This is a genomic window from Rhizobium sp. CB3060 (assembly GCF_025200735.1).
GTDB lineage: Bacteria > Pseudomonadota > Alphaproteobacteria > Rhizobiales > Rhizobiaceae > Rhizobium.
On record NZ_CP104158.1, the window covers coordinates 1,550,296 to 1,574,496 of the forward strand.

At 60.0% G+C, this 24,201-nt stretch carries 22 protein-coding genes; 10 read left to right on the top strand and 12 right to left on the bottom strand.

Annotated features, from left to right (window positions below):
- Positions 1 to 69: 69 nt before the first annotated feature.
- Positions 70 to 660 carry a hypothetical protein gene (locus N2601_RS07650; RefSeq protein WP_104823242.1) on the bottom strand — a complete coding sequence of 197 codons (591 nt, stop codon included), beginning with the start codon at positions 658 to 660 and terminating at the stop codon, positions 70 to 72.
- 235 nt (positions 661 to 895) lie between these two features.
- On the opposite strand from N2601_RS07650, the gene N2601_RS07655 reads away from it, so the two are divergent.
- Together N2601_RS07655 and N2601_RS07660 are read left to right on the top strand one after the other, a co-directional pair.
- On the top strand, positions 896 to 2,110 hold the full coding sequence (locus N2601_RS07655; protein ID WP_104823243.1) for an NADP-dependent isocitrate dehydrogenase: 1,215 nt from the start codon (positions 896 to 898) through the stop codon (positions 2,108 to 2,110).
- Between the two features lie 118 nt (positions 2,111 to 2,228).
- Positions 2,229 to 2,855 carry a glutathione S-transferase family protein gene (locus tag N2601_RS07660; RefSeq protein ID WP_260303879.1) on the top strand — a complete coding sequence of 209 codons (627 nt, stop codon included), beginning with the start codon at positions 2,229 to 2,231 and terminating at the stop codon, positions 2,853 to 2,855.
- A 46-nt stretch (positions 2,856 to 2,901) separates the two neighbouring features.
- Here the strand turns inward: N2601_RS07660 and N2601_RS07665 are convergent, their stop codons facing one another.
- From N2601_RS07665 to recA, 3 genes are all read right to left on the bottom strand, one after another.
- Positions 2,902 to 3,753 (bottom strand): AraC family transcriptional regulator, encoded by an 852-nt coding sequence (locus N2601_RS07665; protein WP_104823245.1) that lies wholly within the window; start codon positions 3,751 to 3,753, stop codon positions 2,902 to 2,904.
- Positions 3,754 to 3,888: 135 nt separating this feature from the next.
- Positions 3,889 to 6,549 carry an alanine--tRNA ligase gene (gene alaS / locus N2601_RS07670; protein WP_104823246.1) on the bottom strand — a complete coding sequence of 887 codons (2,661 nt, stop codon included), beginning with the start codon at positions 6,547 to 6,549 and terminating at the stop codon, positions 3,889 to 3,891.
- Positions 6,550 to 6,803: 254 nt separating this feature from the next.
- Positions 6,804 to 7,889 carry a recombinase RecA gene (gene recA, locus N2601_RS07675; RefSeq protein WP_104825111.1) on the bottom strand — a complete coding sequence of 362 codons (1,086 nt, stop codon included), beginning with the start codon at positions 7,887 to 7,889 and terminating at the stop codon, positions 6,804 to 6,806.
- A 239-nt stretch (positions 7,890 to 8,128) separates the two neighbouring features.
- Between recA and N2601_RS07680 the strand changes: the two genes are divergently transcribed.
- A complete protein-coding gene (locus N2601_RS07680) occupies positions 8,129 to 9,073 on the top strand; it encodes a carbohydrate kinase family protein (protein ID WP_104823247.1) in 945 nt (314 codons plus the stop codon).
- A gap of 46 nt (positions 9,074 to 9,119) precedes the next feature.
- A complete protein-coding gene (locus tag N2601_RS07685; RefSeq protein WP_104823248.1) occupies positions 9,120 to 10,046 on the top strand; it encodes a pseudouridine-5'-phosphate glycosidase in 927 nt (308 codons plus the stop codon).
- A gap of 47 nt (positions 10,047 to 10,093) precedes the next feature.
- Here the strand turns inward: N2601_RS07685 and trpS are convergent, their stop codons facing one another.
- Positions 10,094 to 11,110: a tryptophan--tRNA ligase gene (trpS, locus tag N2601_RS07690; RefSeq protein ID WP_104823249.1), complete on the bottom strand. Its 1,017-nt coding sequence runs from the start codon at positions 11,108 to 11,110 to the stop codon at positions 10,094 to 10,096.
- Positions 11,111 to 11,414: 304 nt separating this feature from the next.
- Positions 11,415 to 14,033 carry a cell cycle histidine kinase CckA gene (cckA, locus tag N2601_RS07695; RefSeq protein WP_260303880.1) on the bottom strand — a complete coding sequence of 873 codons (2,619 nt, stop codon included), beginning with the start codon at positions 14,031 to 14,033 and terminating at the stop codon, positions 11,415 to 11,417.
- 288 nt (positions 14,034 to 14,321) lie between these two features.
- Here cckA and N2601_RS07700 point away from each other — a divergent pair, with 288 nt between their 5' ends.
- The gene (locus N2601_RS07700; protein WP_104823251.1) at positions 14,322 to 15,296 is read left to right on the top strand and encodes a flagellar biosynthetic protein FliO; all 975 of its coding nucleotides are present in this window, start codon (positions 14,322 to 14,324) and stop codon (positions 15,294 to 15,296) included.
- A gap of 92 nt (positions 15,297 to 15,388) precedes the next feature.
- On the opposite strand, the gene dksA is transcribed toward N2601_RS07700, so the two are convergent.
- On the bottom strand, positions 15,389 to 15,808 hold the full coding sequence (dksA, locus tag N2601_RS07705; protein WP_028753038.1) for an RNA polymerase-binding protein DksA: 420 nt from the start codon (positions 15,806 to 15,808) through the stop codon (positions 15,389 to 15,391).
- A 280-nt stretch (positions 15,809 to 16,088) separates the two neighbouring features.
- Here dksA and N2601_RS07710 point away from each other — a divergent pair, with 280 nt between their 5' ends.
- The 4 genes from N2601_RS07710 (at position 16,089) to N2601_RS07725 (ending at position 19,932) form a co-directional block, all read left to right on the top strand.
- Positions 16,089 to 16,580, top strand: coding sequence for a SixA phosphatase family protein (locus N2601_RS07710; protein WP_104823252.1), 492 nt, complete (start codon positions 16,089 to 16,091; stop codon positions 16,578 to 16,580).
- 124 nt (positions 16,581 to 16,704) lie between these two features.
- The gene (locus N2601_RS07715; protein WP_260303974.1) at positions 16,705 to 18,180 is read left to right on the top strand and encodes a YcjX family protein; all 1,476 of its coding nucleotides are present in this window, start codon (positions 16,705 to 16,707) and stop codon (positions 18,178 to 18,180) included.
- Entirely contained in the window at positions 18,177 to 19,265 is a 1,089-nt protein-coding gene (locus N2601_RS07720; protein ID WP_104823253.1) for a YcjF family protein, read from the top strand. The genes N2601_RS07715 and N2601_RS07720 overlap by 4 nt, the downstream gene beginning before the upstream one ends.
- A gap of 112 nt (positions 19,266 to 19,377) precedes the next feature.
- On the top strand, positions 19,378 to 19,932 hold the full coding sequence (locus N2601_RS07725) for a hypothetical protein (RefSeq protein ID WP_104825113.1): 555 nt from the start codon (positions 19,378 to 19,380) through the stop codon (positions 19,930 to 19,932).
- Positions 19,933 to 20,040: 108 nt separating this feature from the next.
- Here the strand turns inward: N2601_RS07725 and folK are convergent, their stop codons facing one another.
- From folK to folP, 3 genes are all read right to left on the bottom strand, one after another.
- On the bottom strand, positions 20,041 to 20,490 hold the full coding sequence (folK, locus tag N2601_RS07730) for a 2-amino-4-hydroxy-6-hydroxymethyldihydropteridine diphosphokinase (RefSeq protein ID WP_245463978.1): 450 nt from the start codon (positions 20,488 to 20,490) through the stop codon (positions 20,041 to 20,043).
- A gap of 61 nt (positions 20,491 to 20,551) precedes the next feature.
- Complete coding sequence (folB, locus tag N2601_RS07735; protein WP_104825114.1) at positions 20,552 to 20,914, bottom strand: dihydroneopterin aldolase; 363 nt, start codon at positions 20,912 to 20,914, stop codon at positions 20,552 to 20,554.
- Positions 20,915 to 20,919: 5 nt separating this feature from the next.
- Entirely contained in the window at positions 20,920 to 21,783 is an 864-nt protein-coding gene (gene folP, locus N2601_RS07740; protein ID WP_104823255.1) for a dihydropteroate synthase, read from the bottom strand.
- Between the two features lie 103 nt (positions 21,784 to 21,886).
- Here folP and N2601_RS07745 point away from each other — a divergent pair, with 103 nt between their 5' ends.
- Entirely contained in the window at positions 21,887 to 22,507 is a 621-nt protein-coding gene (locus N2601_RS07745) for a DUF922 domain-containing Zn-dependent protease (protein WP_104825115.1), read from the top strand.
- A 425-nt stretch (positions 22,508 to 22,932) separates the two neighbouring features.
- On the opposite strand, the gene N2601_RS07750 is transcribed toward N2601_RS07745, so the two are convergent.
- Positions 22,933 to 23,253: a 2Fe-2S iron-sulfur cluster-binding protein gene (locus N2601_RS07750; RefSeq protein WP_104823256.1), complete on the bottom strand. Its 321-nt coding sequence runs from the start codon at positions 23,251 to 23,253 to the stop codon at positions 22,933 to 22,935.
- Between the two features lie 151 nt (positions 23,254 to 23,404).
- The gene (locus N2601_RS07755; RefSeq protein ID WP_104823257.1) at positions 23,405 to 23,773 is read right to left on the bottom strand and encodes an Hpt domain-containing protein; all 369 of its coding nucleotides are present in this window, start codon (positions 23,771 to 23,773) and stop codon (positions 23,405 to 23,407) included.
- Between the last annotated feature and the right edge of the window lie 428 nt (positions 23,774 to 24,201).

Genomic DNA, 24,201 nt, shown 5'->3' on the forward strand with positions numbered 1-24,201 from the left:
CGGCATCGATCGGGCTATACCGGCAGGCCGCAAGACCGGCGAGATAAGAACCCGCCGGCCACGACCCGATCACTGCTGCGGCTGATCCTGCTGCGGCGTCTGATCCGATGGCTGCTGTTGTTGCTGTTTGACGATGTCCTGCATGACCGATTTCAGCGAATTGGACTGGCCGCCGTCATCGACCGTGATGATGTCGTCGATCACGGGCTTTCCGGCCTCCTGGATGATTTCGAAGCGCACAGTGGTCGTTTTCTGATAGTCCGCATCCGTGCCCATGCAGACAGATTTCTTGAAGGTGGCAATCACCTCTGTCGTATCGCCCTTCGGCGGTTGCGGCGCGATATTCAGTTCCTGCAGCGGGCATGCATCCTGCCCGCCAACGATGACATCGTAATCGAAGGGCGAAATGCCATCTTCATCCGCGGCGGGGAACTGCGCCGCCGCCTGGTATTTCGCAACGAAATCCTTGCTGTAGATGTCCTTCAGCTTGCTATCGTCGAAAATATCCTGCCAATCGCTGTCACCGCCCGCCCAATTGGAAACGGTCGCGTCCATCACCGTCTTGACCGGCGCCATCACGTCGGCCGCCCCGGCCGAGCTGGCGCCCAGCGAGAGCGGAAGGAAAACGGCGAAAAGCGCGGCAGCGGCAATTTTTTGCATGATAAAAATCCGTGATGATCGGCGAAGCATTCGCGCGACATTAGTCGCATCCGGCGCTTTGGCAATGGCTCGATCTTGAAAAGCATGCGTCTCGATGAAGGGGACGTGATCGGCAAAAACGCCGTTTCGGCGCCTCTATCGGCTTTGCGTTCGAGACTTGCGGTGCTATAGCCCTCGGGACTTCATATCACTCACAGGGACATCCGGTCCCCATCAGCTTAAACGAGGCAGAAGCATGAAGAAGATCAAGGTCGCTAACCCGGTTGCCGATCTCGATGGCGACGAAATGACTCGCATCATCTGGCAGCTTATCAAAGAAAAACTGATCTTCCCCTACCTCGATATTGATATCGACTATTACGACCTCTCGGTCGAAAACCGCGACGCCACCAATGATCAGGTGACCGTCGACGCCGCCAACGCCATCAAGAAGTACGGCGTCGGCATCAAGTGCGCCACGATCACGCCGGATGAAGCCCGCGTGAAGGAATTCAACCTCAAGGAAATGTGGAAGAGCCCGAACGGCACGATCCGCAACATCCTCGGCGGCGTCATCTTCCGCGAGCCGATCATCTGCAAGAACGTTCCGCGTCTGGTTCCGGGCTGGACGCAGCCGATCGTCGTCGGCCGTCACGCCTTCGGCGACCAGTATCGCGCCACCGACTTCAAATTCCCGGGCAAGGGCAAGCTGACCATCAAGTTCGTCGGCGAAGATGGCACGGTGATCGAAAAGGAAGTCTTCAACGCTCCTGGCGCCGGCGTTGCCATGGCCATGTACAACCTCGACGAATCGATCCGCGAATTTGCCCGCGCTTCGATGATGTACGGCCTGATGCGCAAGTGGCCGGTCTACCTGTCGACCAAGAACACCATCCTCAAGGCCTATGACGGCCGCTTCAAGGATATCTTCGAAGAAGTCTATCAGAACGAGTTCAAGGCGCAGTTCGACGAAGCCGGCATCACCTACGAACACCGCCTGATCGACGACATGGTCGCTTCCGCGCTGAAGTGGTCCGGCGGCTACGTCTGGGCCTGCAAGAACTACGACGGCGACGTTCAGTCCGACACGGTTGCCCAGGGCTTCGGCTCGCTCGGCCTGATGACCTCGGTTCTGCTGACACCGGACGGCAAAACGGTCGAAGCCGAAGCTGCTCACGGCACAGTCACCCGCCACTACCGCCAGCACCAGAAGGGCCAGGAAACCTCGACGAACTCGATCGCCTCGATCTTCGCCTGGACCCGCGGCCTCGCGCATCGCGCCAAGCTCGACGACAATGCCGAACTCGCGAAGTTCGCCGCGACGCTCGAAACCGTCTGCGTCGACACCGTCGAAGCCGGCTACATGACCAAGGACCTGGCACTGCTGATCGGCCCCGACCAGCCGTGGCTCTCCACCACCGCTTTCCTCGACAAGATCGACGAAAACCTCAAGAAGGCCATGGCTGCCTAAGCCTCGCCGACTTCGAGACCTGCGGGAACCCGGCCTTGGTGCCGGGTTTTCTTTTGCCCGAAATCTTGCCGCCTTGACCGACCGGCGGCTAGAATGCGCCCAACAAAGGGAGAGACAGATGGCTGAAGAACTCGTTTTCTATACCAACCCGATGTCGCGCGGACGCATTGCCCGCTGGATGCTCGAGGAGATCGGCCAGCCCTACCGCACCGAATATCTCGACTTCGGCACGACGATGAAGGCGCCCGAATACCTCTCAGTGAACCCTATGGGCAAGGTGCCTGCCATCAAGCACGGCGATACCATCGTCACCGAATGCGCTGCCATCTGCGCCTATTTGGCCGAAACCTTTCCTGAAGTCGGTCTTGCGCCGACAGCAGCCGAACGCGGCAATTACTTCCGCTGGATGTTCTTTGCTGCCGGCCCGATGGAGATGGCCGTGACCAACCGCGCGCTGGGCTTCGAAATCCCTCCCGAACGCCTGCGCATGGCGGGTTGCGGCAGTCTGGAACATGTCTTCGACACTCTGGAACAGGCGGTTAGCGCCTCACCCTTCATCGCTGGCGACCGTTTCACGGCCGCCGACGTCTATGTCGGTTCGCATGTCGGCTGGGGCCTCAATTTCGGCACTATCGAGAAGCGTCAGGCTTTCATTGATTATTGGGGCCGCATCAGCGACCGCGACGCCTACCGCCGCGGCAACGAATTGGACAATGCGGCGATGCCAAAGCAAGCGAATGCTTGAAAAGACAATGGACTAGAGCCAACTTCTCATTCAGCACATCATACGGTTATTGCAGCGGCATATGGATTTCCGTCAGCAACTCGGTCGGCGGCACATCGCGTGGATTGTTGAGATATTCTTCGAACATCACCGCATCGCGCAGTTGCCGGCCGGAGGCAGGAAGCCATTCGGCATAGAGCCACTGATAGGCCTTGTACATATCGGCATACGGCCCTTTGTGCCGTAACACAGCATACTCGCCACCGTCGATTGTCCGCCGTTCCAAGGGCGCCTCGGCGGCAATATCGTCGCCAGCATTGACGCAGGCATAGGAGCGCAATTTGTCGACCGCGATCAGGTCGGGATCATCCAGATAGACGCCGATCATCCGCATATCGGGCCTGGCAAGACCGCGAGCGAAGATGGTGCCGAACAGAATTTCGAAAGCCTGGCCGATCTGCATGTAGGAGCCGCGATGGGCGACACCGATAAGCGAAATCGGCGAGAGGATGCGAAGCGTAACGTCGAACATGACCGTGATCCTTCCTTGGGTACTGGGTTCGAAGATCGTGTGGCTTCCCTCATTCCGATATCGCGCCGGCGGGGTGCCGTAGACGGATTTGAAGATGCGGTTGAACGACTGGAGGTTGGGATAGCCCGACCGCTTTGCAATGTCGTTGACAGATAGACGGGTGTTGACGAGATCGCCGGCGGCACGGTGCAGCCGCAGCCGCTTGACGGTCGCCGCCGCCGTCTCGCCATAGATCGCCCGATAGATCCTGTGCCAATGATAGCTGGACACGCAGGCGATCTCGGCAAGCTTTTCCATATCGAGCTCGTCATCCAGATGCTCGTGGATATGGGCCGAAACCCGCCGCAGGCGGGTCTCGTAAAGCGCCCATGCCGTTCCGCCACTCATGTCAAACCCCTTGCAAATCGATCGGCCTCAAAAGACCATATCTCGATTTGACAAATCCTGCTGAGTTTGGCGGACAAAACAAAAGCGGCGGGGCCATCAGCTCCCGCCGCTTCTGATCAGTGTAATAAAAAACTCTTAGCCGGCGAGTGCGGCAGCAACTGCCTCAACCGCTTCATCAGCCTTGGCGCCATCCGGACCGCCGGCCTGGGCCATGTCGGGACGGCCGCCGCCGCCCTTGCCGCCGAGCGCGGCGGAGGCAATGCGGACGAGATCGACAGCGCTGAAGCGGCCGGTCAGGTCTTCCGTGACGGCAACGACGGCGCTGGCCTTGCCGTCTTCCGAAACGCCGATTAGCGCCACGACGCCGGAACCGAGACTGGTTTTGCCGTCATCGGCAAGACCCTTGAGATCCTTCGGGTCGACGCCGGAAATGGCCTTGCCGAGGAACTTGACGCCATTGACGTCACGGACCGCATCGGCGGAACCGCCTTGGCCGCCGCCCATGGCGAGCTTGCGCTTGGCGTCAGCCAGTTCGCGCTCCAGCTTGCGACGCTCATCCATCAGCGCCTCGACGCGCGACACGACATCGCCCGGCTGCACCTTCAGCGTCGAGGCCAGCGTCTTCACGCGCTCATCCTGCTCGGTCAGATAGTCGCGAGCGGATTCGCCGGTCACCGCTTCGATACGGCGGACACCGGCGCCGACGGCACTTTCGCCAAGGACACGGATAAGGCCGATCTGGCCGGTGGCGGAGACATGTGTGCCGCCGCACAGTTCGACGGAATAGGGCTTGTCAGCCTTGGCACCGCGCACACCCTGCCCCATGGACACGACGCGGACTTCGTCGCCATACTTCTCGCCGAACAGCGCCATGGCGCCCTCGGCAATGGCGTCATCGACGCTCATCAGGCGGGTCGTGACCGGCGAGTTCTGCAGCACGATTTCGTTAGCCATATCCTCGACCACCTTCAGCTCTTCAGCCGACATCGGCTTCGGATGCGAAACGTCGAAACGCAGACGCTCGGGCGCCACCAGCGAACCCTTCTGCGCCACATGGGTGCCAAGTACCTCGCGCAACGCCTCATGCAGCAGATGGGTCGCGGAGTGGTTGGCGCGCAGGCGCGACCGCCTGTTGTGATCGACCGTCAGCACGACGGCGTCGCCGATCTTGATCTTGCCTTCAGACACTTCCGAGCTATGAACGAAAAGGCCTTCGCCCTTCTTCTGCGTGTCGCTTACGGTGAGCTTGCCGTGGTCGCTAGAAACCACGCCGGTATCGCCCATCTGACCGCCGGATTCGCCGTAGAACGGCGTCTGGTTGACGATGATCTGCACCCTGTCGCCGGCAGATGCGCTGTCGACGGCAACACCGTCCTTGACGATTGCCTGGATAACGCCTTCAGCGGCCTCCGTGTCGTAGCCGAGGAATTCGGTGGCGCCGAACTTTTCCTTGAGCTCGAACCAGATGGTTTCGGTTGCCTTGTCGCCGGAGCCAGCCCAATGCGAGCGGGCTTCGGCCTTCTGCCGTTCCATCGCGTCGGTGAAGCTCGATATGTCGACGCCGATGCCGCGGGCGCGCAGCGCATCCTGCGTCAGGTCGAGCGGGAAGCCATAGGTGTCATAAAGCTTGAACGCGGTCTCGCCATCAAGGCTGTCGCCCTTGTGAAGCGTCGAGGTTGCATCGGCAAGCAGCGACAGACCACGCTCCAGCGTCTTGCGGAAACGGGTCTCTTCCAGCTTCAGCGTCTCGGAAATCAGCGCTTCGGCACGCACGAGCTCGGGATAGGCGCGGCCCATCTGCTGGACGAGCGTCGGCAACAGCTTCCAGACCAGCGGCTCCTTGGCGCCGAGCAACTGCGCATGGCGCATGGCGCGGCGCATGATGCGGCGAAGCACATAGCCGCGGCCTTCGTTCGACGGCAGCACGCCGTCGGCGATCAGGAAGGCGGAGGAGCGCAGGTGATCGGCGATGACGCGGTGGCTGGCGCGGCGTTCGCCCTCGGCCTTGACTCCGGTCGCCTCTTCCGAAGCCTCGATCAATGCGCGGAACAGGTCGATGTCGTAATTGTCATGCTTGCCCTGCAACACGGCAGCAACGCGTTCGAGACCCATGCCCGTGTCGATCGACGGACGCGGCAGGTCGACCCGCTGCTCCTTAGTGATCTGCTCGAACTGCATGAAGACGAGATTCCAGATCTCGATGAACCGGTCGCCATCCTCTTCCGGCGAGCCGGGAGGGCCGCCCCAGATATGGTCGCCGTGATCATAGAAGATTTCGGAACATGGGCCGCAAGGACCGGTATCGCCCATTGCCCAGAAATTGTCGCTGGTGGCGATGCGGATGATCTTGTCGTCCGAAAGACCGGCGATCTTCTTCCAGAGATCATAGGCGACATCGTCGGTATGATAGACCGTCACCAGCAGGCGCTTGGCGTCGAGGCCGAATTCCTTGGTGATCAGGTTCCAGGCAAGCTCGATGGCGCGCTCCTTGAAATAGTCGCCGAACGAGAAATTGCCGAGCATCTCAAAGAAGGTATGGTGACGGGCGGTATAGCCGACATTGTCGAGGTCATTATGCTTGCCGCCGGCGCGCACGCATTTCTGTGCCGTCGATGCAGTCTTGTAGGGGCGCTGCTCCAGGCCGGTGAAGACGTTCTTGAACTGCACCATGCCGGCATTGGTGAACATCAGCGTCGGATCGTTGCGTGGAACAAGCGGGCTCGACGGCACGATCTCGTGGCCGTTCTTCTTAAAATAGTCGAGAAAGGTCGACCGGATTTCGTTCACACCGCTCATATTGGGCCCTTCAGTCCTTGCCTCGAGCGAGATGTCCCATCTCGCTCATGTTCCTTCACCTAGCATGGTCTTGTCCAAAAACCGCTTCGCACTTTTGGGGATCACGCGTTGGCAATATTTAACAAATCCAGTGGCTTTTATCGTCCGCTCCCGGCCCTGTCCAGCCGCACAAGCAAAACCGGCCGTACATCCCTTGGACAATACGGCCGGTTTTGAATTTTAGTCTTGGTTAGTCCTGAGCTTGGTCGCGGAAATTACGCGTCCGCGGCGTCGCTGTCATCAGCGTCTGGTCCGCCATTCTGCAGGAAGCGATCGGCAATAAGACCTGCATTCTGGCGCAGCGACAGCTCGATCTCGCGAGCAAGATCCGGATTGTCGCGCAGGAAGAGCTTTGCGTTTTCGCGGCCCTGCCCCAGACGCTGGCTGTTATAGGAGAACCAGGCGCCGGACTTCTCGACGATGCCAGCCTTGACACCGAGGTCGATCAGCTCACCAGTCTTGGAAACGCCCTCGCCATACATGATGTCGAATTCCACCTGCTTGAAGGGCGGTGCCATCTTGTTCTTGACGACCTTGACGCGGGTCTGGTTGCCGACCACCTCTTCGCGCTCCTTGACGGAACCGATACGGCGAATATCGAGACGGACGGAGGCATAGAACTTCAGCGCATTGCCGCCGGTCGTCGTTTCCGGCGAGCCGAACATGACGCCGATCTTCATGCGGATCTGGTTGATGAAGATGACCATGCAGTTGGACTTCGAGATCGAAGCGGTAAGCTTGCGCAGCGCCTGGCTCATCAGGCGGGCCTGCATGCCCGGCAGGCTGTCGCCCATCTCGCCTTCGATTTCGGCACGCGGCGTCAGCGCGGCAACGGAGTCGACGACGAGAACGTCGATGGCGCCGGAACGCACCAGTGTATCGGTAATTTCAAGCGCCTGTTCGCCGGTGTCCGGCTGCGAAATCAGGAGGTTCTGCAGGTCGACGCCGAGCTTGCGGGCATAGACCGGATCGAGCGCGTGTTCGGCGTCGACGAAGGCGCAGATGCCGCCCTTTTTCTGGGATTCGGCGATGGTCTGCAGCGCCAGCGTCGTCTTGCCGGAGCTTTCCGGCCCGTAGATCTCGATGATGCGCCCCTTCGGCAAGCCGCCAATGCCGAGAGCGATATCGAGGCTCAGGGAGCCGGTGGAAACTGTTTCGATTTCGACCACGTTCTCGTTCGAGCCGAGCTTCATGATCGAGCCCTTGCCGAACGACCGCTCAATTTGAGAGAGTGCCGCTTCAAGTGCCTTGCTTTTATCCACCGATTTGTCCTCTACAAGCCGCAAAGAATTCTGAGACATCCGATCCACCTTTAGGTTATTGAAGCCGCTCAAGCAATGTCGCCGCTGATGAGAATTGTGTACTCTATTTGTTCTCATGTCGCAAGAGCACAACAAGCAATTGAAAGAAAAAGGTAAAATGAATTTCGTTCTACATTTGTTTTCTTCTTTCATAGCAAGCACTTACGTGTCCTTGCCGGGCATTTTGCGTGAGATATCAGCCGGCTCGATTCGCCTTTGGAAGCGCTGAGGAGATCGATATGGCGAAGAAGATTCTCGTTTTGGGTGGTGCCCATATCGACCGGCGCGGCCGCATCTTCGGCGAGACGGCGCCGGGGGCCAGCAACCCGGGCGCATGGTTCGAGGAACCGGGCGGTGGCGGCTTCAACGCGGCACGCAATCTGGCCCGTCTCGGCTTTGATGTGCGGCTGATCTCGCCGCGTGGCGGCGATGCGGCCGGCGAGATGGTGGCGGAAGCGGCGCTCAATGCCGGCGTCGACGACAAGCCCTTCGTTTTTCTCGATCGCAAGACGCCGAGCTATACGGCAATCCTCGAACGCGACGGCAATCTGGTGATCGCCCTCGCCGACATGGAGCTCTATAAGCTGTTCGTGCCGCGCCGGCTGACGATCCGCGCCATCCGCGATGCCTTCGAAGCCACTGACCTGATCCTTTGCGACGCCAATCTACCCGCCGAAACGCTGGCCGCCATCGCAATGCGCGCAGCCGATTGCGGCAAGCCATTGGCCGCGATCGCGATTTCGCCGGCCAAAGTGGTGCGCCTGAAGCCCTGCCTTGCCGGCATCGACCATCTTTTTCTGAACGAGGCCGAAGCTGCGGCGCTGACGGAGAGCCGTCCGGACGATCCGCGCCATTGGATCGCCGGATTGCGGGCACTCGGCCTCAGGGGTGGTGTCATTACACGTGGCAAACGCGAACTGATCGCTTTTTCCGGCGATGCCGCCGTCAGCCTGCAGCCGCCCGTTATCGATGAGGTTGCCGATGTCACCGGTGCCGGCGATTCGCTCGCCGCCGGTGTTCTGGCCGCCCTGCTTGCCGGTCACGATCTCGGCGAGGCGGTGCGCTATGGGGCAGCGGCCGCCGCGATTACCGTGCAATCACCATTCGCCACGGCGGAGGATCTTTCGCCCGACCTTCTGAAGGCAATACTGGCTCTTGTTCCCGAAGCCGCTATTTTGTCATGAAGCGCGCGATTTTCGCATTTCCCAACTCAGCCAATCGGACACAACCATGACCAAGCCCATTTCACCCCTGCTGCCGATCTCCTATTCGAAGGAGGTTGCTTCAGCAAAATTGCGCGGCGCTCCATTGGTGGCATTGGAATCGACCATCATCACCCATGGCATGCCCTATCCCGGCAATATCGAGATGGCGCGTAGCGTCGAGGCGATCATCCGGCAGGAAGGCGCCGTGCCGGCGACAATCGCCGTCATTCATGGCGTGCTGCATATCGGCCTGGAGCCTGAAGAGCTGGAGGCGCTCGCTCAGACAACTGGTGCGATGAAGGTTTCGCGCGCCGACCTCGCCTTCGCCATTGCAGAGCGCCGCACGGGCGCCACCACGGTTGCCGCGACGATGATCGCCGCAGCGCGGGCCGGCATCAAGGTTTTCGCGACCGGCGGCATTGGCGGCGTGCATCGCGGCGCCGAGGAAAGCTTCGATATCTCGGCCGACCTGGAAGAGCTCGCCCGCACTGACGTCATCGTGGTCTGCGCCGGCGCCAAGGCCATCCTGGATATTCCGAAAACGCTGGAAGTGCTGGAAACCCGCGGCGTGCCCGTCGTCACCTACGACAGCGCCGAATTCCCCGCCTTCTGGTCGCGTTCCTCCGGCCTGCCGAGCCCGCTGACCTTGAACAGCCCTGCCGCGATCGCCAACTTCCAGGTAACCCGTGAACAGCTTAGCATCAACGGTGGCATGCTGATCGCCAATCCAGTTCCGGAAGCCGATGAAATCCCGCGTGAGGAGATGGAAATCTACATCGAACGCGCCTTGGACAGCGCCGAGCGCGACGAAATCGCCGGCAAGGCGGTCACTCCCTATCTGCTCAGCACCATCTTCGACATCACCGACGGCCGCAGCCTGAAGACCAATATCGCGCTGGTCGAAAACAATGCGCGCCTTGCCGCGGAAATCGCCGTTGCTCTGGCGGAATGATCGGAAGCGAGTCGCGTCGATAACGGATGGCAACCCGCGCAGCCGCCTTAGGTCAATGTGAACAGACCTAACGCGGCGCGCAATTCCGCAAGGGTTGCCTCCGTCCGCTGCCTTGCCCTGAGCGTACCTTGCCGCAGGACTTCCAGGGCGTAACCGGGATCGGCGGCATAGTGGGCACGGCGCTCGCGGATCGGGGCCAGCAGAGCTTGCAGAATATCTTCAAGATGCTGTTTCACGACCATGTCGCCAAGACCGCCCCTTCGATAGCGCTCCTTTAGCTCTTCGACGAAAGTCCTATCCTCGGCAAAGGCATCGAGATAGGTGAAGACGACATTGCCCTCGATCTTTCCCGGATCGGCGGCGCGCAGATGAGCAGGATCGGTGTACATCCGGCGCACGGCTTGCCGAATATCGTCCGGCGATGCGGATAGCGGGATGGCATTGCCCTGCGACTTGCTCATTTTGGCTTTGCCATCGACGCCCGGCAGGCGTCCGATCATCGGGATCATTGCCTTGGCTTCCGCAAGAACCTCGCGGCCGGCCTGCCGGTTGAGACGACGCACGATTTCGTTGGTTTGCTCGATCAGCGGAGCCTGATCTTCACCCACCGGAACGATCGTCGCCTTGAACGCGGTGATGTCAGCCGCTTGAGCGACGGGATAGCAAAGAAAACCCGCTGGGACATCACGCTCAAAGCCGCGAAGCTGAATTTCCGTCTTGATGGTCGGGTTGCGCTCCAGCCGTCCGACGGTCACGAAGTTCATATAAAGCACCGTCAGTTCGGCCAGCGCCGGCAATGCGGATTGAAGGCAAATTGTCGTTTCGGCCGGATCGATCCCCACGGAAAGATAGTCGAAGACGACTTCCAGCACGTTCCGGCGAATCTTCTCCGGATCATGCGCGTTGTCGGTCAGCGCTTGCATATCCGCCAGAAGCAGGAATTGCCGATGCGTATGCTGGAGGGCCACGCGGTTCCTCAGAGAACCGACGTAGTGACCGAGATGGAGGGGACCTGTAGTCCGATCGCCTGTGAGAATGACCGGGCGATTATCGATAGGTGACATTTAGTTGCTCCGTTAAGGAGCCGCCGCGATCGGAAAGATGCCGGGAAATGACCATGCCTGCCGGATCACGGCGGCAAGGGTCGATTTCAAGAAATGACGACTGCCGCTCCTAGAAGGAGCGCCACCACATCCGCAGGCTGGCGTTAGCGAGGTCGGTCATATCGGTTTGATGCCACGGATCAGATTGGAATGGCAATGGTGAACGTTGGACTTGTGACGCCGGTATCGTCCAAAGCTTGCATATTTCTTTGGTTCGCAGAGCGATAAAGCGCATCAAAACAGCGCTTTACCCGGCCTCCCTCACTTAGCGATCCAGCGTTTCCCTGACCACGACGGCAAGCTGCTTCAGCGAGAAAGGCTTCGGCAGGAAGCCGAACTTGGCATCGGCCGGCAGGTTGCGGGCAAAGGCATCTTCGGCATAGCCGGATACGAAGATGAACTTCATATCGGGATATTTCTTGCGCAATTCACGCAGCAGCGACGGTCCGTCCATCTCCGGCATGACGACGTCGGAAACGACGACATCCACCTGTCCGTCGAGTTCATCCATGATATCGAGCGCTTCGACGCCGGATCCCGCCTCATAGACGGTATAGCCACGCGTCTCGAGCATGCGCTTGCCACCCCTGCGCACCGCCTCCTCGTCCTCGACAAGCAGAACGACGGCCGATTTGCCGGTGAGGTCCGCAGGCTCCTCCGGCGGCGGGACGACAGCGGCAACGCTCTGGTCCATCGCCGAGATATCCCGGCTTTCGGAGGCCTGGCCTTCGATAACAGTCGGAATTTCGACGATATGGCGCGGCAGGAAGATGCGGAAGGTCGTGCCCTTGCCGACTTCGGATTCCGGGTGGATGTAGCCGCCCGATTGCTTGATGATGCCGTAAACCATGGCAAGGCCAAGCCCGGTGCCCTTGCCCACTTCCTTTGTGGTGAAGAAGGGCTCGAAGATCTTGTCCATGATGTCGGGTGCGATCCCCGTACCCGTGTCGCTGACCTCGACCAGCACCATTTCCTCATGCGGCAGATAGGCATAGTTGAAGGCAGCCACGTCCGTTGCCGACAAATTGCGGGTGCGCAGCGTCAGCGTGCCGCCCTCGGGCATGGCATCGCGGGCGTTGACGCAGAGGTTGATCAGCACCTGCTCGAACTGCGACAGGTCGGTCTTCACCGGCCAGAGATCGCGGCCATAATCGACATCCAGTTTGACATGTGTGCCCGACAGCAGCCGGTCCACCAGCATGCGCAGGTCGCCGATCACATCCGTCAGATTGAGGATCGTCGGCCGCATCGTCTGCTTGCGCGAGAAGGCCAGCAACTGCCGCACCAGCACGGCGGCGCGGTTGGCGTTGCGCTTGATCTCCATCAGATCGGCGAAGCTCGCGTCGGATGGCCTTGCCTGCAGCAGCAGATGATCCGACGACAACAGGATCGCCGTCAGCACATTGTTGAAATCATGCGCAATGCCGCCGGCGAGCGTGCCGACTGCATTCAGCTTCTGCGTCTGCGCCATCTGCGTTTCCAGCGCCTTCTGCTCGGTCACTTCGACAGCGTAGACGATGGCCGCTTCTTCGGGCGCTTCGTCGGTCTGATCGATGACGGCATTGATATAGAAGCGGAAATGCCGTGTATCGTCCTTCGGATTGCGCGAATCGATCGGCGGGATATCGCCCTGCCGATCCTTGGCGGCGGCAAGTGCCTGTTCCAGCCGCGGCCGGTCAGCGTCAAAGACGATGCTCTCGAGGGCGGCGCCACGCTCGATATCGTCGCGCGAAACGAGATCGGAGAAGAGCTTCAGGAAGGGTGCGTTAGTGCGCAGAATGCGACCTGCACCGTCCACGGAGGCGATCGCCATCGGCGTGTTGTTGAAGAAGCGACTGAAGCGCATCGCCGCAACGGAGGCCGACTGATCGTTGTCGCCTCCATTCTGCCGTGTCAGCACGATGGTGCGGCTTTCGCCAGGCGCCCCGTCACGCATCGAAGTGACACTGTGGACGATCTGCACCGGCAGGCTTTGGCCGTTGGCGCGGCGCAGATCGAGATCGAGCGTCACCGTCTTTTTCAGGCCGGGTTCGGCCTGGACCGACTGGATCAGCGTCAGACCCTCGCCGGCCACGAGATCGCCGATAGTCATCGAGCCCGGCGTGAATTTGGTCAGATCGAAGCCCAGCCATTCAGCGAGCGTCGCGTTCAGATAGAAGATTTCGCCCTTGCGGCCGGCAGAAAAGAAGCCGGCCGGCGCATGATCAAGATAGTCGATGGCGTTCTGCAATTCCTTGAAGAAACGCTCCTGATCATCCCGCTCCGAAGTGATGTCGGTGATCTGCCAGATATGTAGCGCTTTGCCGCGCCCCTGCTCAGGCGGCAGCACACGCGCCTTTAGGCGATACCAATGCGCGCCGTTGCCATTGCTTTCCCCGGGGCCGAGCGGCTTCAAGAGCCGGAACTCCTCCGAACCCTCCTTGCCGTCGCGCAGCCCGTTGGCAAGGCGATAAAGCGCTTCATTGGATTCGCGATTGCGGGACAGCAGCGTTTCCAGCGATTGGACGTCGGTCGCCTTGGACGCGCCCGTCAACCGGCCATAGGCGCCGTTGGCGTAGACGATGCGGCCCTTTTCATCCGTGATCAGCGTGCCGTCCGGATGGCTGTTCAGGAATGAGCGCGCCAGGCTGTCAGACTGCGTCTGCGGCATGACTTCCACGAAACCGATAATCGAGGAGACGAGAAAGAAGATGCCGACCATGGCGAGAATGCCGAGCCCGCCAAGCACGGTTTCATTGTCGAGCTGGTCCTTGAAAACGACAAAAGCAGCGGCGGCGGCCACCAGCACCAGGGCGAGCAGGATGATGCGCAGCACGGTGCCCGAACGAACCCCGCGATCCACCAGCGGCACGCTATACTCGTCGGACTGACGCTGCTTCGTCATAAACCCCTCGTCTCCGCCCTCTTCCCTCTCACGTCACGCACTTGACGGATCGCCGGATTCGGAACTTTCGAATCTTCTTTAGCAATTTGCCGCATCAGCAAAAAGCTTTGCGGGGCTAGAAAGGCCTGTATTCACAAGGAAGAGCGCTGGACAAAGAACGATCTATCTTGTTTCCGGAGCGGACCTGTCCATATGATCGCCTCATATCGAGACAAAGGTGCGGACGCGGGACCGGTCGTTTTAACGGCAAGGCTGCGGCATTGGGGAACAATTACGGAGTATCTCGAAATGTGGGACGAAATCGCCGGGGCCTATGGCAGTCGCTTCTTCCTTGCAGCCGGTGGGGTCGGCATTGCCCTCCTCCTCTTGATCTGCATCCTCTGGATCTTCCGCAGCCGAGCGCCCTCGCCCTTCGTGCGCGGCGGCAAGAACCGCCAGCCTCGCCTGCAGGTGCTTGACGCCGCCGCCGTCGACGCTCGCCGCCGGCTGGTGCTGGTACGGCGCGATGGCATAGAACATCTTATCATGATCGGCGGCCCGACCGATATCGTCATTGAGTCGGGGATTTCCGATGCCGCCAAAGCAGGCATGCCGGCACCGACCCCAGTCGGAACGCCGCTGGCCTACGAACGCCGGTTGGAACCGGCGCAGGAGGCCCCGCGCCTCGATCATTTGCCGGCGACCGCTTCCGAGCCACCCGTCCTCCAGAAAGCTGCGGTCGAAGCCCATATGCCGCCGGAACCCAGTGCTGCCGTTGAACCGGCTCATCTTCATGTCGCGCCGGCGGCCGAGCGCCCGCAACCCGCCTTGGCGCCACAACAGCGCACGCCCGAATCGGTGGCGATGCTGGGGGAAGCGGAAGTCGCCGATATTCTCGATGCCGCTCGTCGGCACGTATTACCGCAAGAGCCGGCGCGTGTCGCTGCCGCCCCACAGCCTGTCCACCAGCCCATGGCCGCCTCTCCGCAGCCGATCCGCCAGCCGATTGCGCCCGCAGTCGCTTCGGCGCCGCCCGTGGTGGCACCGCCGCCAGTGCGCGAGCCCGGCGCCGATTTCCAGCGCATATTGGAAGCGGAAATGTCAAACAATCTTACCGCGGAACGGATCATCCCGAATGTGCCGCAACGGCAGATTCAGCAGCCTGCGGCCTCCCCGGCGCAGCGCCGCGATCCGGAACTGCCGCCGATGACCGGGGCGGATACCGCGCTTCAGAAAGAGGTCGCCCGCATTTTCGGCGAAATGAGCGTCAACCGCGACAAATGAGGCGCGGCCAACCGCTCCTGCGAACATGAAAAAGGCACGACGGAAATCTCCGCCGTGCCTCAATTTTTCGCTCCAATCGGAGGGTCCGAGACCTATTCGTCGCGATAGACCTTCTCGCGGCGCTCGTGGCGTTCTTGCGCCTCGATCGACAGGGTCGCGATCGGACGGGCGTCCAGACGCTTGAGACCGATCGGCTCGCCGGTTTCCTCGCAGTAACCGTAGGTGCCATCTTCGATGCGCTGCAACGCGGCGTCGATTTTCGAGATAAGCTTGCGCTGACGGTCGCGGGCCCGAAGTTCGATGGCTCTGTCGGTTTCGGAAGAAGCCCGGTCAGCGAGATCGGGATGATTTGCGCTTTCTTCGGCCAGGTGGTCGAGGGTTTCGCGCGCTTCTCTTAGGATATCATTTTTCCAGGCGACTAACTTTGCGCGAAAGTAAGCCCGCTGGTTCCCATTCATGAACTCCTCGTCTTCCGAGGGCACATAATTGCTAAGATCGATCTTCTCACTCAACGCGATTCTCCTGAAGAACATCTCATATGGCGCGCTGTATATCCCAACCGGTAGTATCGATTCAAGCCAAATAGACGTGGTAAATGGATTTTTAAATTTGTCATAAAAGTTGGCTAAAGGTTTATTTTTCCATTATATATTCGCGATGACGCAAATGTGATAGAACCATAACCTTCGCGTGAATGACCGCCAACCCCTCCGTATTGCCGTTCGCCCCGCAGTTGACGGCATATAGGATCAGGCGGTACGTCAAAGGCAAATCGAGCACGGGAATTCCGCTATGACCCGCATCACGCCTCCGCCGTCCCGGATTTACCTGTTGCGTCATGCCAAGGCCCTGCGGCCAACTCCTGGTCAGAAGGATTTCGACCGCGCGCTTAGCAGTGATGGCTATGCCGCCGCTGAAATTGTCGCCAAAAAAGCCGTCGACAAAGGCTACAAGCCGGAACTCGTGATATCCTCGACAGCGTTGCGATGCCGCCAAACCGCCGACGCCATTCGCCACGCCATGAGCCCCTCTACCAAGTTCCGTTACGTCGACGCGCTGTATGACGCCACAACAGAGATCTATCTCGAAATCATCTCATCGCAGGTGACCGAGGACTCCGTCATGTTGGTCGGCCATAACCCGATCATTGAAAGTACGCTGCAAGCACTAATTGGCCATCACGCCTTGGTCTCCGCGATTCCCAAAGGCTTTCCGACCGCCGGACTCGCCGTTGTTGACTCGACGCCGTCGGGCTGGGTCCTCACGGATTTCTTCAAAAAATAGGTTCAGCAGAAAAATATCAGGCGAGCGACGATTTAGAGGGCGTGATCCGCAAAGCCCAATCATCTTTTCTGCTATCGCATTGCTTCCTATATTGACCGTGACGCTGTCACTCTGGGATTTCGCCTTGCCGCCGAGCCTGACCTCCTTCACAGACGACGCCCTGATCGCCTTCGATAATCTCGTCGACCGCACGACAGGCCTCGTCAATCCGACGATCCGGCTCGGAGTTACCGGCCTTTCCCGTTCCGGCAAGACCGTTTTCATTTCCTCCCTGGTGCACAATCTGCTGAACGGCGGTCGCCTGCCGCTGTTCGAGCCGGTGCAATCCGGCCGGGTCTCCGCCGCACGCCTCGAGCCGCAGCCGGACGATGCGGTCCCACGTTTCCAATATGAGGATCATATCCGCGCGCTGGTGAAGGAGCGTGTCTGGCCGGATTCGACGCGGGCCATCTCGGAACTGCGCATCACGCTGGACTATCAGAGCGCCAGCGGCTGGAACCGGCTGTTTTCGCCGGGGCGCCTTTCCATCGACATTGTCGATTATCCCGGCGAATGGCTGCTCGACCTGCCATTGCTCGGCAAGGACTTCCGCGCCTTCAGTGAGGAAGCACTGATGCTGGCGAAAACCGGTATTCGCGCGGAGCTGTCGCGTGCATGGCTGGCGATAACGCAGGCAACCGATGCTTCCGCATCCGCGGACGAGACAATTGCGCGCGAACTCGCCGCCGCTTTCTCCAGCTATCTCAAAGCCTGCAAATCTGACGAACGTTCGCTGTCCACCTTGCCCCCCGGCCGTTTCCTGCTGCCCGGCGATCTCGACGGTTCACCGGCACTGACCTTCGCGCCGCTGGTGCCTCCGCCTGAAGGCAAAGCGCAGAAGAACTCGCTGTGGGCAATGATGGAGCGCCGCTATGAGGCCTATAAGTCCGTCGTCGTAAAACCCTTTTTCCGCGAGCATTTCGCCCGCCTCGACCGGCAGATCGTCCTCGTCGACGCATTGCAGGCCATCAATCGTGGCCCGGAAGCGGTTCAGGATCTGGAGCGCGCTCTGACGGATGTGCTTGCCTGCTTCCGTCCTGGCAGCAATTCCTTTTTCTCCTCGCTGCTCGGCCGCCGCATCGACCGCGTACTGGTCGCCGCAACCAAGGCCGATCATCTTCATCACGAAAGTCACGACCGGCTGGAGGCTCTGACCCGCCGCCTGGTGGAACGCGCCATCGAACGGATCGGCATGGCCGGCGCCGGCATCGAGGTCATGGCGATCGCCTCTGTTCGTGCCACGCGTGAGGCCACGGTAAAACGCGACGGTCATACGCTTCCCGTCATCGTCGGCACGCCGATGGATCGTGAGGCCATCGCCGGCGAGACATTCGACGGCAACCGCAAAACGGCTGTTTTCCCCGGCGACCTCCCGGAAAATCCGCGATGGCTGTTCGATGCGCTTGAACCAGGTGCCGCAAGCATCCATCTGCCCGAGGTCAGCGTCGTCCGCTTCCGTCCGCCGGAGCTGGACGAGACCGGCGCCGGCATTAAACTTTCCGTGCCGCATATCCGCCTCGACCGCGCCATGCAGTTCCTGTTCGGAGACCGCCTCGCATGACGAAGCCGACCGCAGACGATCCCAGAGGCAGTTCCCGCCGTCCCGCCGCCTTTTCGGTCGAGCCGGAAATGTCGAAAGGCGATGCGGCTGCAAAAGCGGCAGCAGAGGCGCCCCGCCGTAAGCCACAGAGTTTCGATACGGAAATCGTGCTGACGCCGGATGAGGAAGATCCATTCCTCAACCCTGCTCTCGCCGCTCCCGATACTGAAACCGCAGTGGCCGCGCCGCGCCGCAGAGGTTTCTCCTTCGGCAAAATCGCCGCCGGCGCCTTCGGCATTCTCGTGTCGCTCGCCTTCGGTCTGTGGACCGATCAGTTGATTCGCGATCTCTTCAGCCGCGCCGACTGGTTGGGCTATACCGCCCTTGCGGTGCTCGGCATCGGCATCCTCGCCGTCCTCGCCATCGTCATTCGCGAGACTGCGGGCGTGATGCGGCTTGCGGCCGTGCAGACGATCAAAGCCGAGGCCGAAGCCGCCAGTGTGGAAACACGTCCGGCACGCGCAAAAGCCCTGGTCCAAGGCCTCTGCTCGCTTCTGGAAGCCAATCCGGAAACGGCGAAGGGCCGCGCGACGTTGAAAGCGGCGGAAAACGATATCATCGACGCGCCGCATTTGATCGACCTCGCTGAACGGGAACTGCTGGGTCCACTCGATCGCCGAGCCCGGGCGCTGATTCTCGGCGCGTCCAAACGCGTTTCGGTTGTCACGGCCGTTAGCCCGCGTGCGCTGGTCGACATTCTCTACGTGCTCTACGAATCGGCCAGGCTGGTGCGCGCCATGGCAGAGCTCTATGGCGGCAGGCCCGGCACGCTCGGCATGATCAGGCTAATGCGCGACGTGCTCGCTCACCTCGCGGTTACCGGCTCCATTGCCGTCGGCGACAGCATCGTGCAGCAGTTGATCGGCCACGGTTTAGCCTCGAAACTCTCGGCCCGGCTGGGTGAAGGCGTTGTCAACGGCATGATGACGGCGCGCATCGGCATCGCTGCAATGGATCTCTGCCGGCCATTGTCGTTCAAAGCGCTGAAACGGCCGGGGATCGGCGATTTCGTCGGGGATCTGGCGCCAAACGTGACCGGCCGCTGAGTGCAGCAAACGCCTGTAAAGGCGGCTTTTACCTCCATAAGAAACCAAGCATTAACCATTCTAAGGCAAAAGTGGAAACCAGTTTCCGGTTCCTCTTCGTTAGGGAATGTCCATGTTTTCGCGCCAATTTCTTCTTGTTTGCGGCTTTGCCGCCGCAGCCCTCTCTGCAGGAGCTTGGGTGCATTCAGCCGATGCGGCATCCCGTGACAAGGCCTTCTTTCAGTCCGTCGCCGGCTCATGGCGAGGCCCGGGCGAGATCGTCGCCGGCAAGTACAAGGGCACGAAATTCACCTGCAACCTGACGGGCCAGGCGCTCAACGGCGGCACGGCCGGTGTTAAACTCGACGGAACTTGCCGCGTTGGCGTCTTCCAGCAGCCGATGACGGCGGAAATCACCCAGAACGGCGGCAGCTATACCGGGAAATTCCTGGACGGCGCGGCCGGCAAAGGACTGGACGTCACATCGGGCACCGTCAACGACGGCACCGTGGTCCTCGGCCTCAATCGTCAAAAGCTGAACGGCGCCATGATCGCCCGCGTCGCGGACAACAAGACGATGAACGTAACGATTTCCGTCAAGGTCAACGATCAGATGGTGCCCGTCATCGGTGTGACGCTGCAGCGGGCCGCTGATATCGATCAGATGGCTGTCGGGTCAATCCAGTAACGTTTATGCACTGACGGCAATGACGCCTCCGCCTGATGTGATCAGGCGGAGGCGTTTTTCGTTTCCGACCGAGACGCCTTCATCGAGCAGGGGACGGCAGCATTGGCGTTACGCCGGTTTCCACCAATCGCGGCTTTCGTCCGCCACTTCTATTCCCTGCACATCCGCTTCGCTCAACCAATCCGCCACCTTGCGACCACTCACCACGAGATCGGCCCCGAAATCCGCGAGCGGCATCAGCACGAAGCCGCGTTCCGTCATGCGCGGATGCGGGATCTCCAACAGCGGTTCGGCCCGTTCAAGATCGCCATAGGTTAGGATGTCGATATCGATCGTCCGCGGCCCCCAGCGTTCGATACGCACCCGCTTCATATCCCGCTCGATACCAAGGCAAACATCGAGCAGCGCCTCCGGCGACAGCGTCGTATCGACCGCTGCGCACGAATTGTAAAAGAAGGATTGGTCCGTCTTGCCCCAGGGCGGCGTGCGATAAAGGCGGGAAACCGCAGCGACGTGGCAGTCCGTGCGCACATCAAGCGCGCGCAAGGCAAGCGCCATGGCTTTGACGGGATTGTCGAGGTTGCCGCCGAGGCCGAGGGTGGCGCGCGTTTGTCCGGTCTCAGGCAAAATGCTCAACGCTCACCTGCACATAATCGAGAACGCCCGGAACCGGGGCATTGGGTTTGCGCACCGAGATCTTCGCCCGGCGCACGCTCGGAAAGCGCCGGCACAATTCCTTCGCGACATCGAGGGCCAGCGCCTCGATCAGATAGCGACGGCGCCCGGTGACGATCTCTTCGATAACGCTGAAGGCGATGCCGTAGTTGACGGTATCGTCGATCGAATCCTGCTCCAATGCACCGCCGGCTTCGACATCGAGCTCGGCATCCACGAAGAAACGCTGGCCGAGGAATTCTTCTTCGTCGTGCACGCCATGGCGGGCGAAGAAAGCGCAGTTCTGAAGGGTGATGGTGTAGATCATATCGCTCATGGCGTCCTGCCGCCTAGTTTCGCCCGTGTCCTGAGGATAGCATCGGCAACCGCCAGGGCATCCCTGTTGATTGCGACATTGTGTACCCGAAAAATTGCAGCACCCTGCAAACGCAATATAGCGCTGGTCGCCGCAGTTCCCACATCCCGATCCGGCGCATCCCGTCCGGTCACCGCACCGATGAATCGTTTGCGCGATGTGCCGGCCAGCAAAGGCAGTTCGAAGCGGAGCAGTGCCGTGAAGCGCGCCATCAGCTCCAGATTCTCCTCGACATCCTTGGCGAAACCGAAACCGGGGTCGAGGACGATATTCTGCCTGTTCACGCCGGCGGCTGCCGCGATATCGAGCGATCGGCTGAGAAACAGCACCTGATCGTCGATGACATCGGGAAGCTTTGCCCGTTCGCGGCCGGTATGCATAATGCAAAGCCCGGCGCCGGTCTTGGCTGCCAATGCCGCGATTTCAGGCTCGCGCTGCAGGCCGAAGACATCGTTGACGATATGCGCGCCGGCGCTGATCGCCAGTCTAGCGGTATCGGCACGATAGGTATCGATGGAGATCAGCGCATCCGTCTTGCCGCGCAACGCCTCGATGACGGGCAGAACACGACCTTGCTCCTCCGTGGCGCTGACTACCTCAACGTCTGGCTTGGTCGATTCCCCGCCGATATCGATGATCGCAGCGCCCTCCTCCACACAGGCAAGAGCATGTGCGACCGCGGTGTCGACGGCCTCGTAGTGTCCGCCGTCGGAAAAGGAATCCGGCGTCACGTTGACGACCGCCATGATGGCGCTCCGTTCGCCGACATCGAGGCTGCGCCCATGCGCGACATGCCAGCTATGGCTGCGAAGCTCTGTCACGATCCGTCCATCCCATTGAAAATGAAAAAACCTCGCGCCGGATATTGCGCTTGCAGTGGCTATGCCGCAAGCTCCGCCGAAGTTCAACCTGGTAGCAGCACGAATGCCGTTTGCACCCCGACAGATCCGGGTCTCGCTTATCCTGTTGCTTCTGTGCGGCATTTCCAGCGGCGCCGATGCGGAGGTGGTTGCTCACAAATCCGTCTCTTATTTCGATATCAAAGGAGACAGCGCCGATGCGCTCGATGCGGCATTGAATGCGCACGGACCGGTTACGATGGGTTCCAGCAGCCGCCATCCCGGGGCAACCAAGGTTCGCTTCGGCGGCAATGCGACATATGCGGAGCGGAACGGCCGCTGCTATATTTCCGACGTCAAGATCACGGTCGATACCGAAATCATTCTGCCGCGCTGGCGCGACCGTCGGCATGCGACCCGGCAGCTATCGATGATTTGGGATACGCTTTCGGCGGATATCCGCCGCCACGAGGATCGGCATGCGGAAATTGCGCGCGAACATGCGCGGCGGATGGAAAAGTCGATCCTTGCCCTGCCTTCGGCAAAGGACTGCGACACGCTTCAGGACCAGGCAAACGAAGTGACCACGCAGGAAACGCAGTTGCATGACGAGGATCAGGCCCGATTCGACAAAATCGAAGCGATCAATTTTCAGAGCCGCATCCAGAGGCTGATGACCTATCGCAGCCAGCAAACTGGTGAATGACAGGTCGCTAACAGATCTTTTTTCGCGAAATGGCGCTCTGATCACAACAATCTGTGTGAAAACTGTCACTATACCTGTGAATCATTCACAACTTCTCATTTTTGAACTTTACGAGAATCTGAAATAGGTTTTTCCTATTGCATATCGCGTCGATCCGCTCAGCCGGATTGTTATCGGAAGCCAGAGGGGTTTTCGCAAAGACCGATCAAAGTTTTTGCGTGACGGGTTCGTTCGTCCCGCCGCGCTGTCGAGTTCAGTGTTTAACGCGTGTGCCCAGTGTTCTCCTGGCGCGTCCTGAAGCCGCAGGTGTTTCCTCCCTTGCCTGTTGGTGATGCGCCCGCCTTGCCTCGCTCGCTGCGACAAGCTGAGCGGGGCTTCTTTTTTGTGGACGCGTCCCAAACGGCTCGCATTCCCGGGAGATGGACTTAGGCCTGGCGCTCCGGAACATGCACGACGAGGCCGTCAAGTGCCTTCGTCACCTTGATCTGACAGGACAGACGCGAAGTCGGACGGACATCGAAGGCGAAGTCCAGCATGTCTTCTTCCATTGCTTCCGGGCCGCCGACCTTTTCGGCCCAGTCCTCATCGACGTAGACATGACAGGTGGCGCAAGCGCAGGCGCCGCCGCATTCCGCCTCGATGCCCGGCACGGAATTGCGCACGGCATTTTCCATCACGGTGGAGCCCTCGTCGGCGTCGAGATCAAAACGGGTGCCGTCGAAAGCAACGATGGTCAGTTTGGTCATGTGAATGAATTCCGGTATTCGTGAGTGAAGGGAGGATCCGGAATTTTTCTTCCAACAATTCCCGGGGGCAGTCAACAATTGCGCCGCCGAAACGGCAGAAACCGTTTGGCAGCGCAAGGGCAAACATTAGGTGATTTCGGGCGGCGTCAGCTCAACGCGACAACTTCAAAATGAAATTCTCAGCCTCGATGACGCAGGCCGTGACCGCAGCCATGCGCGCGGCGTCACCGACATCGCTCTCAAGCGCATTGGCGGCGTCGGCCACCTTGAACGCGCCGACGGCACTTGCCGCACCCTTCAACCGATGCGATGCGGCGATCGCGCGCTTGCGGTCGCCGCAACCGATTTCCTGCAGACAGGAACGTGCCTGCCGGGCAAACATCTGAAGCACTTCCACTTCCAGAGCCTTGTCGCCCATCGTCTGCTTTGCCAGGTGAACCAGATCGATCGCCCGTTCCCGCGACGGCGCTGCGCCCCGCGAATTGTCCGGGGCTTCGAATGCGATATTCAATGCTGCCATATGCCAACTCTCCCGTCTTATATCTATAACTGTCTCTGGGATTTGCCGTATGGTTGCGGCCTGCCGATGGCGATCGAGTTAAATTTTGGGACAGTTGGACCTTAAATCTGCCGACATGGTTAACGCGCGTTAAACATGGCTAAATTATTAGGTTTTCAGGAATTTGCGCAGACGAAAAGTGTTAACAATGACTTAATGGGACAGTGTCCCAACCGTGGAATTAATTGTCACGCTTGGGGGAATGTGTCACTACGGTACTGGCAAATTGGGTTCATGGCGCATGCCTTTGCCCAAGGGGTGGATAGTGGTAATGTTTTAATATCATCCGTTTGAAAAAGCGGGTATCCACTATGAAATGTAATGGGAAATCCATCTCCGGTCTCAGCCGAAGGCGGGTAACCTAACGGGAGGCAGGTTCGTCTTTTCCG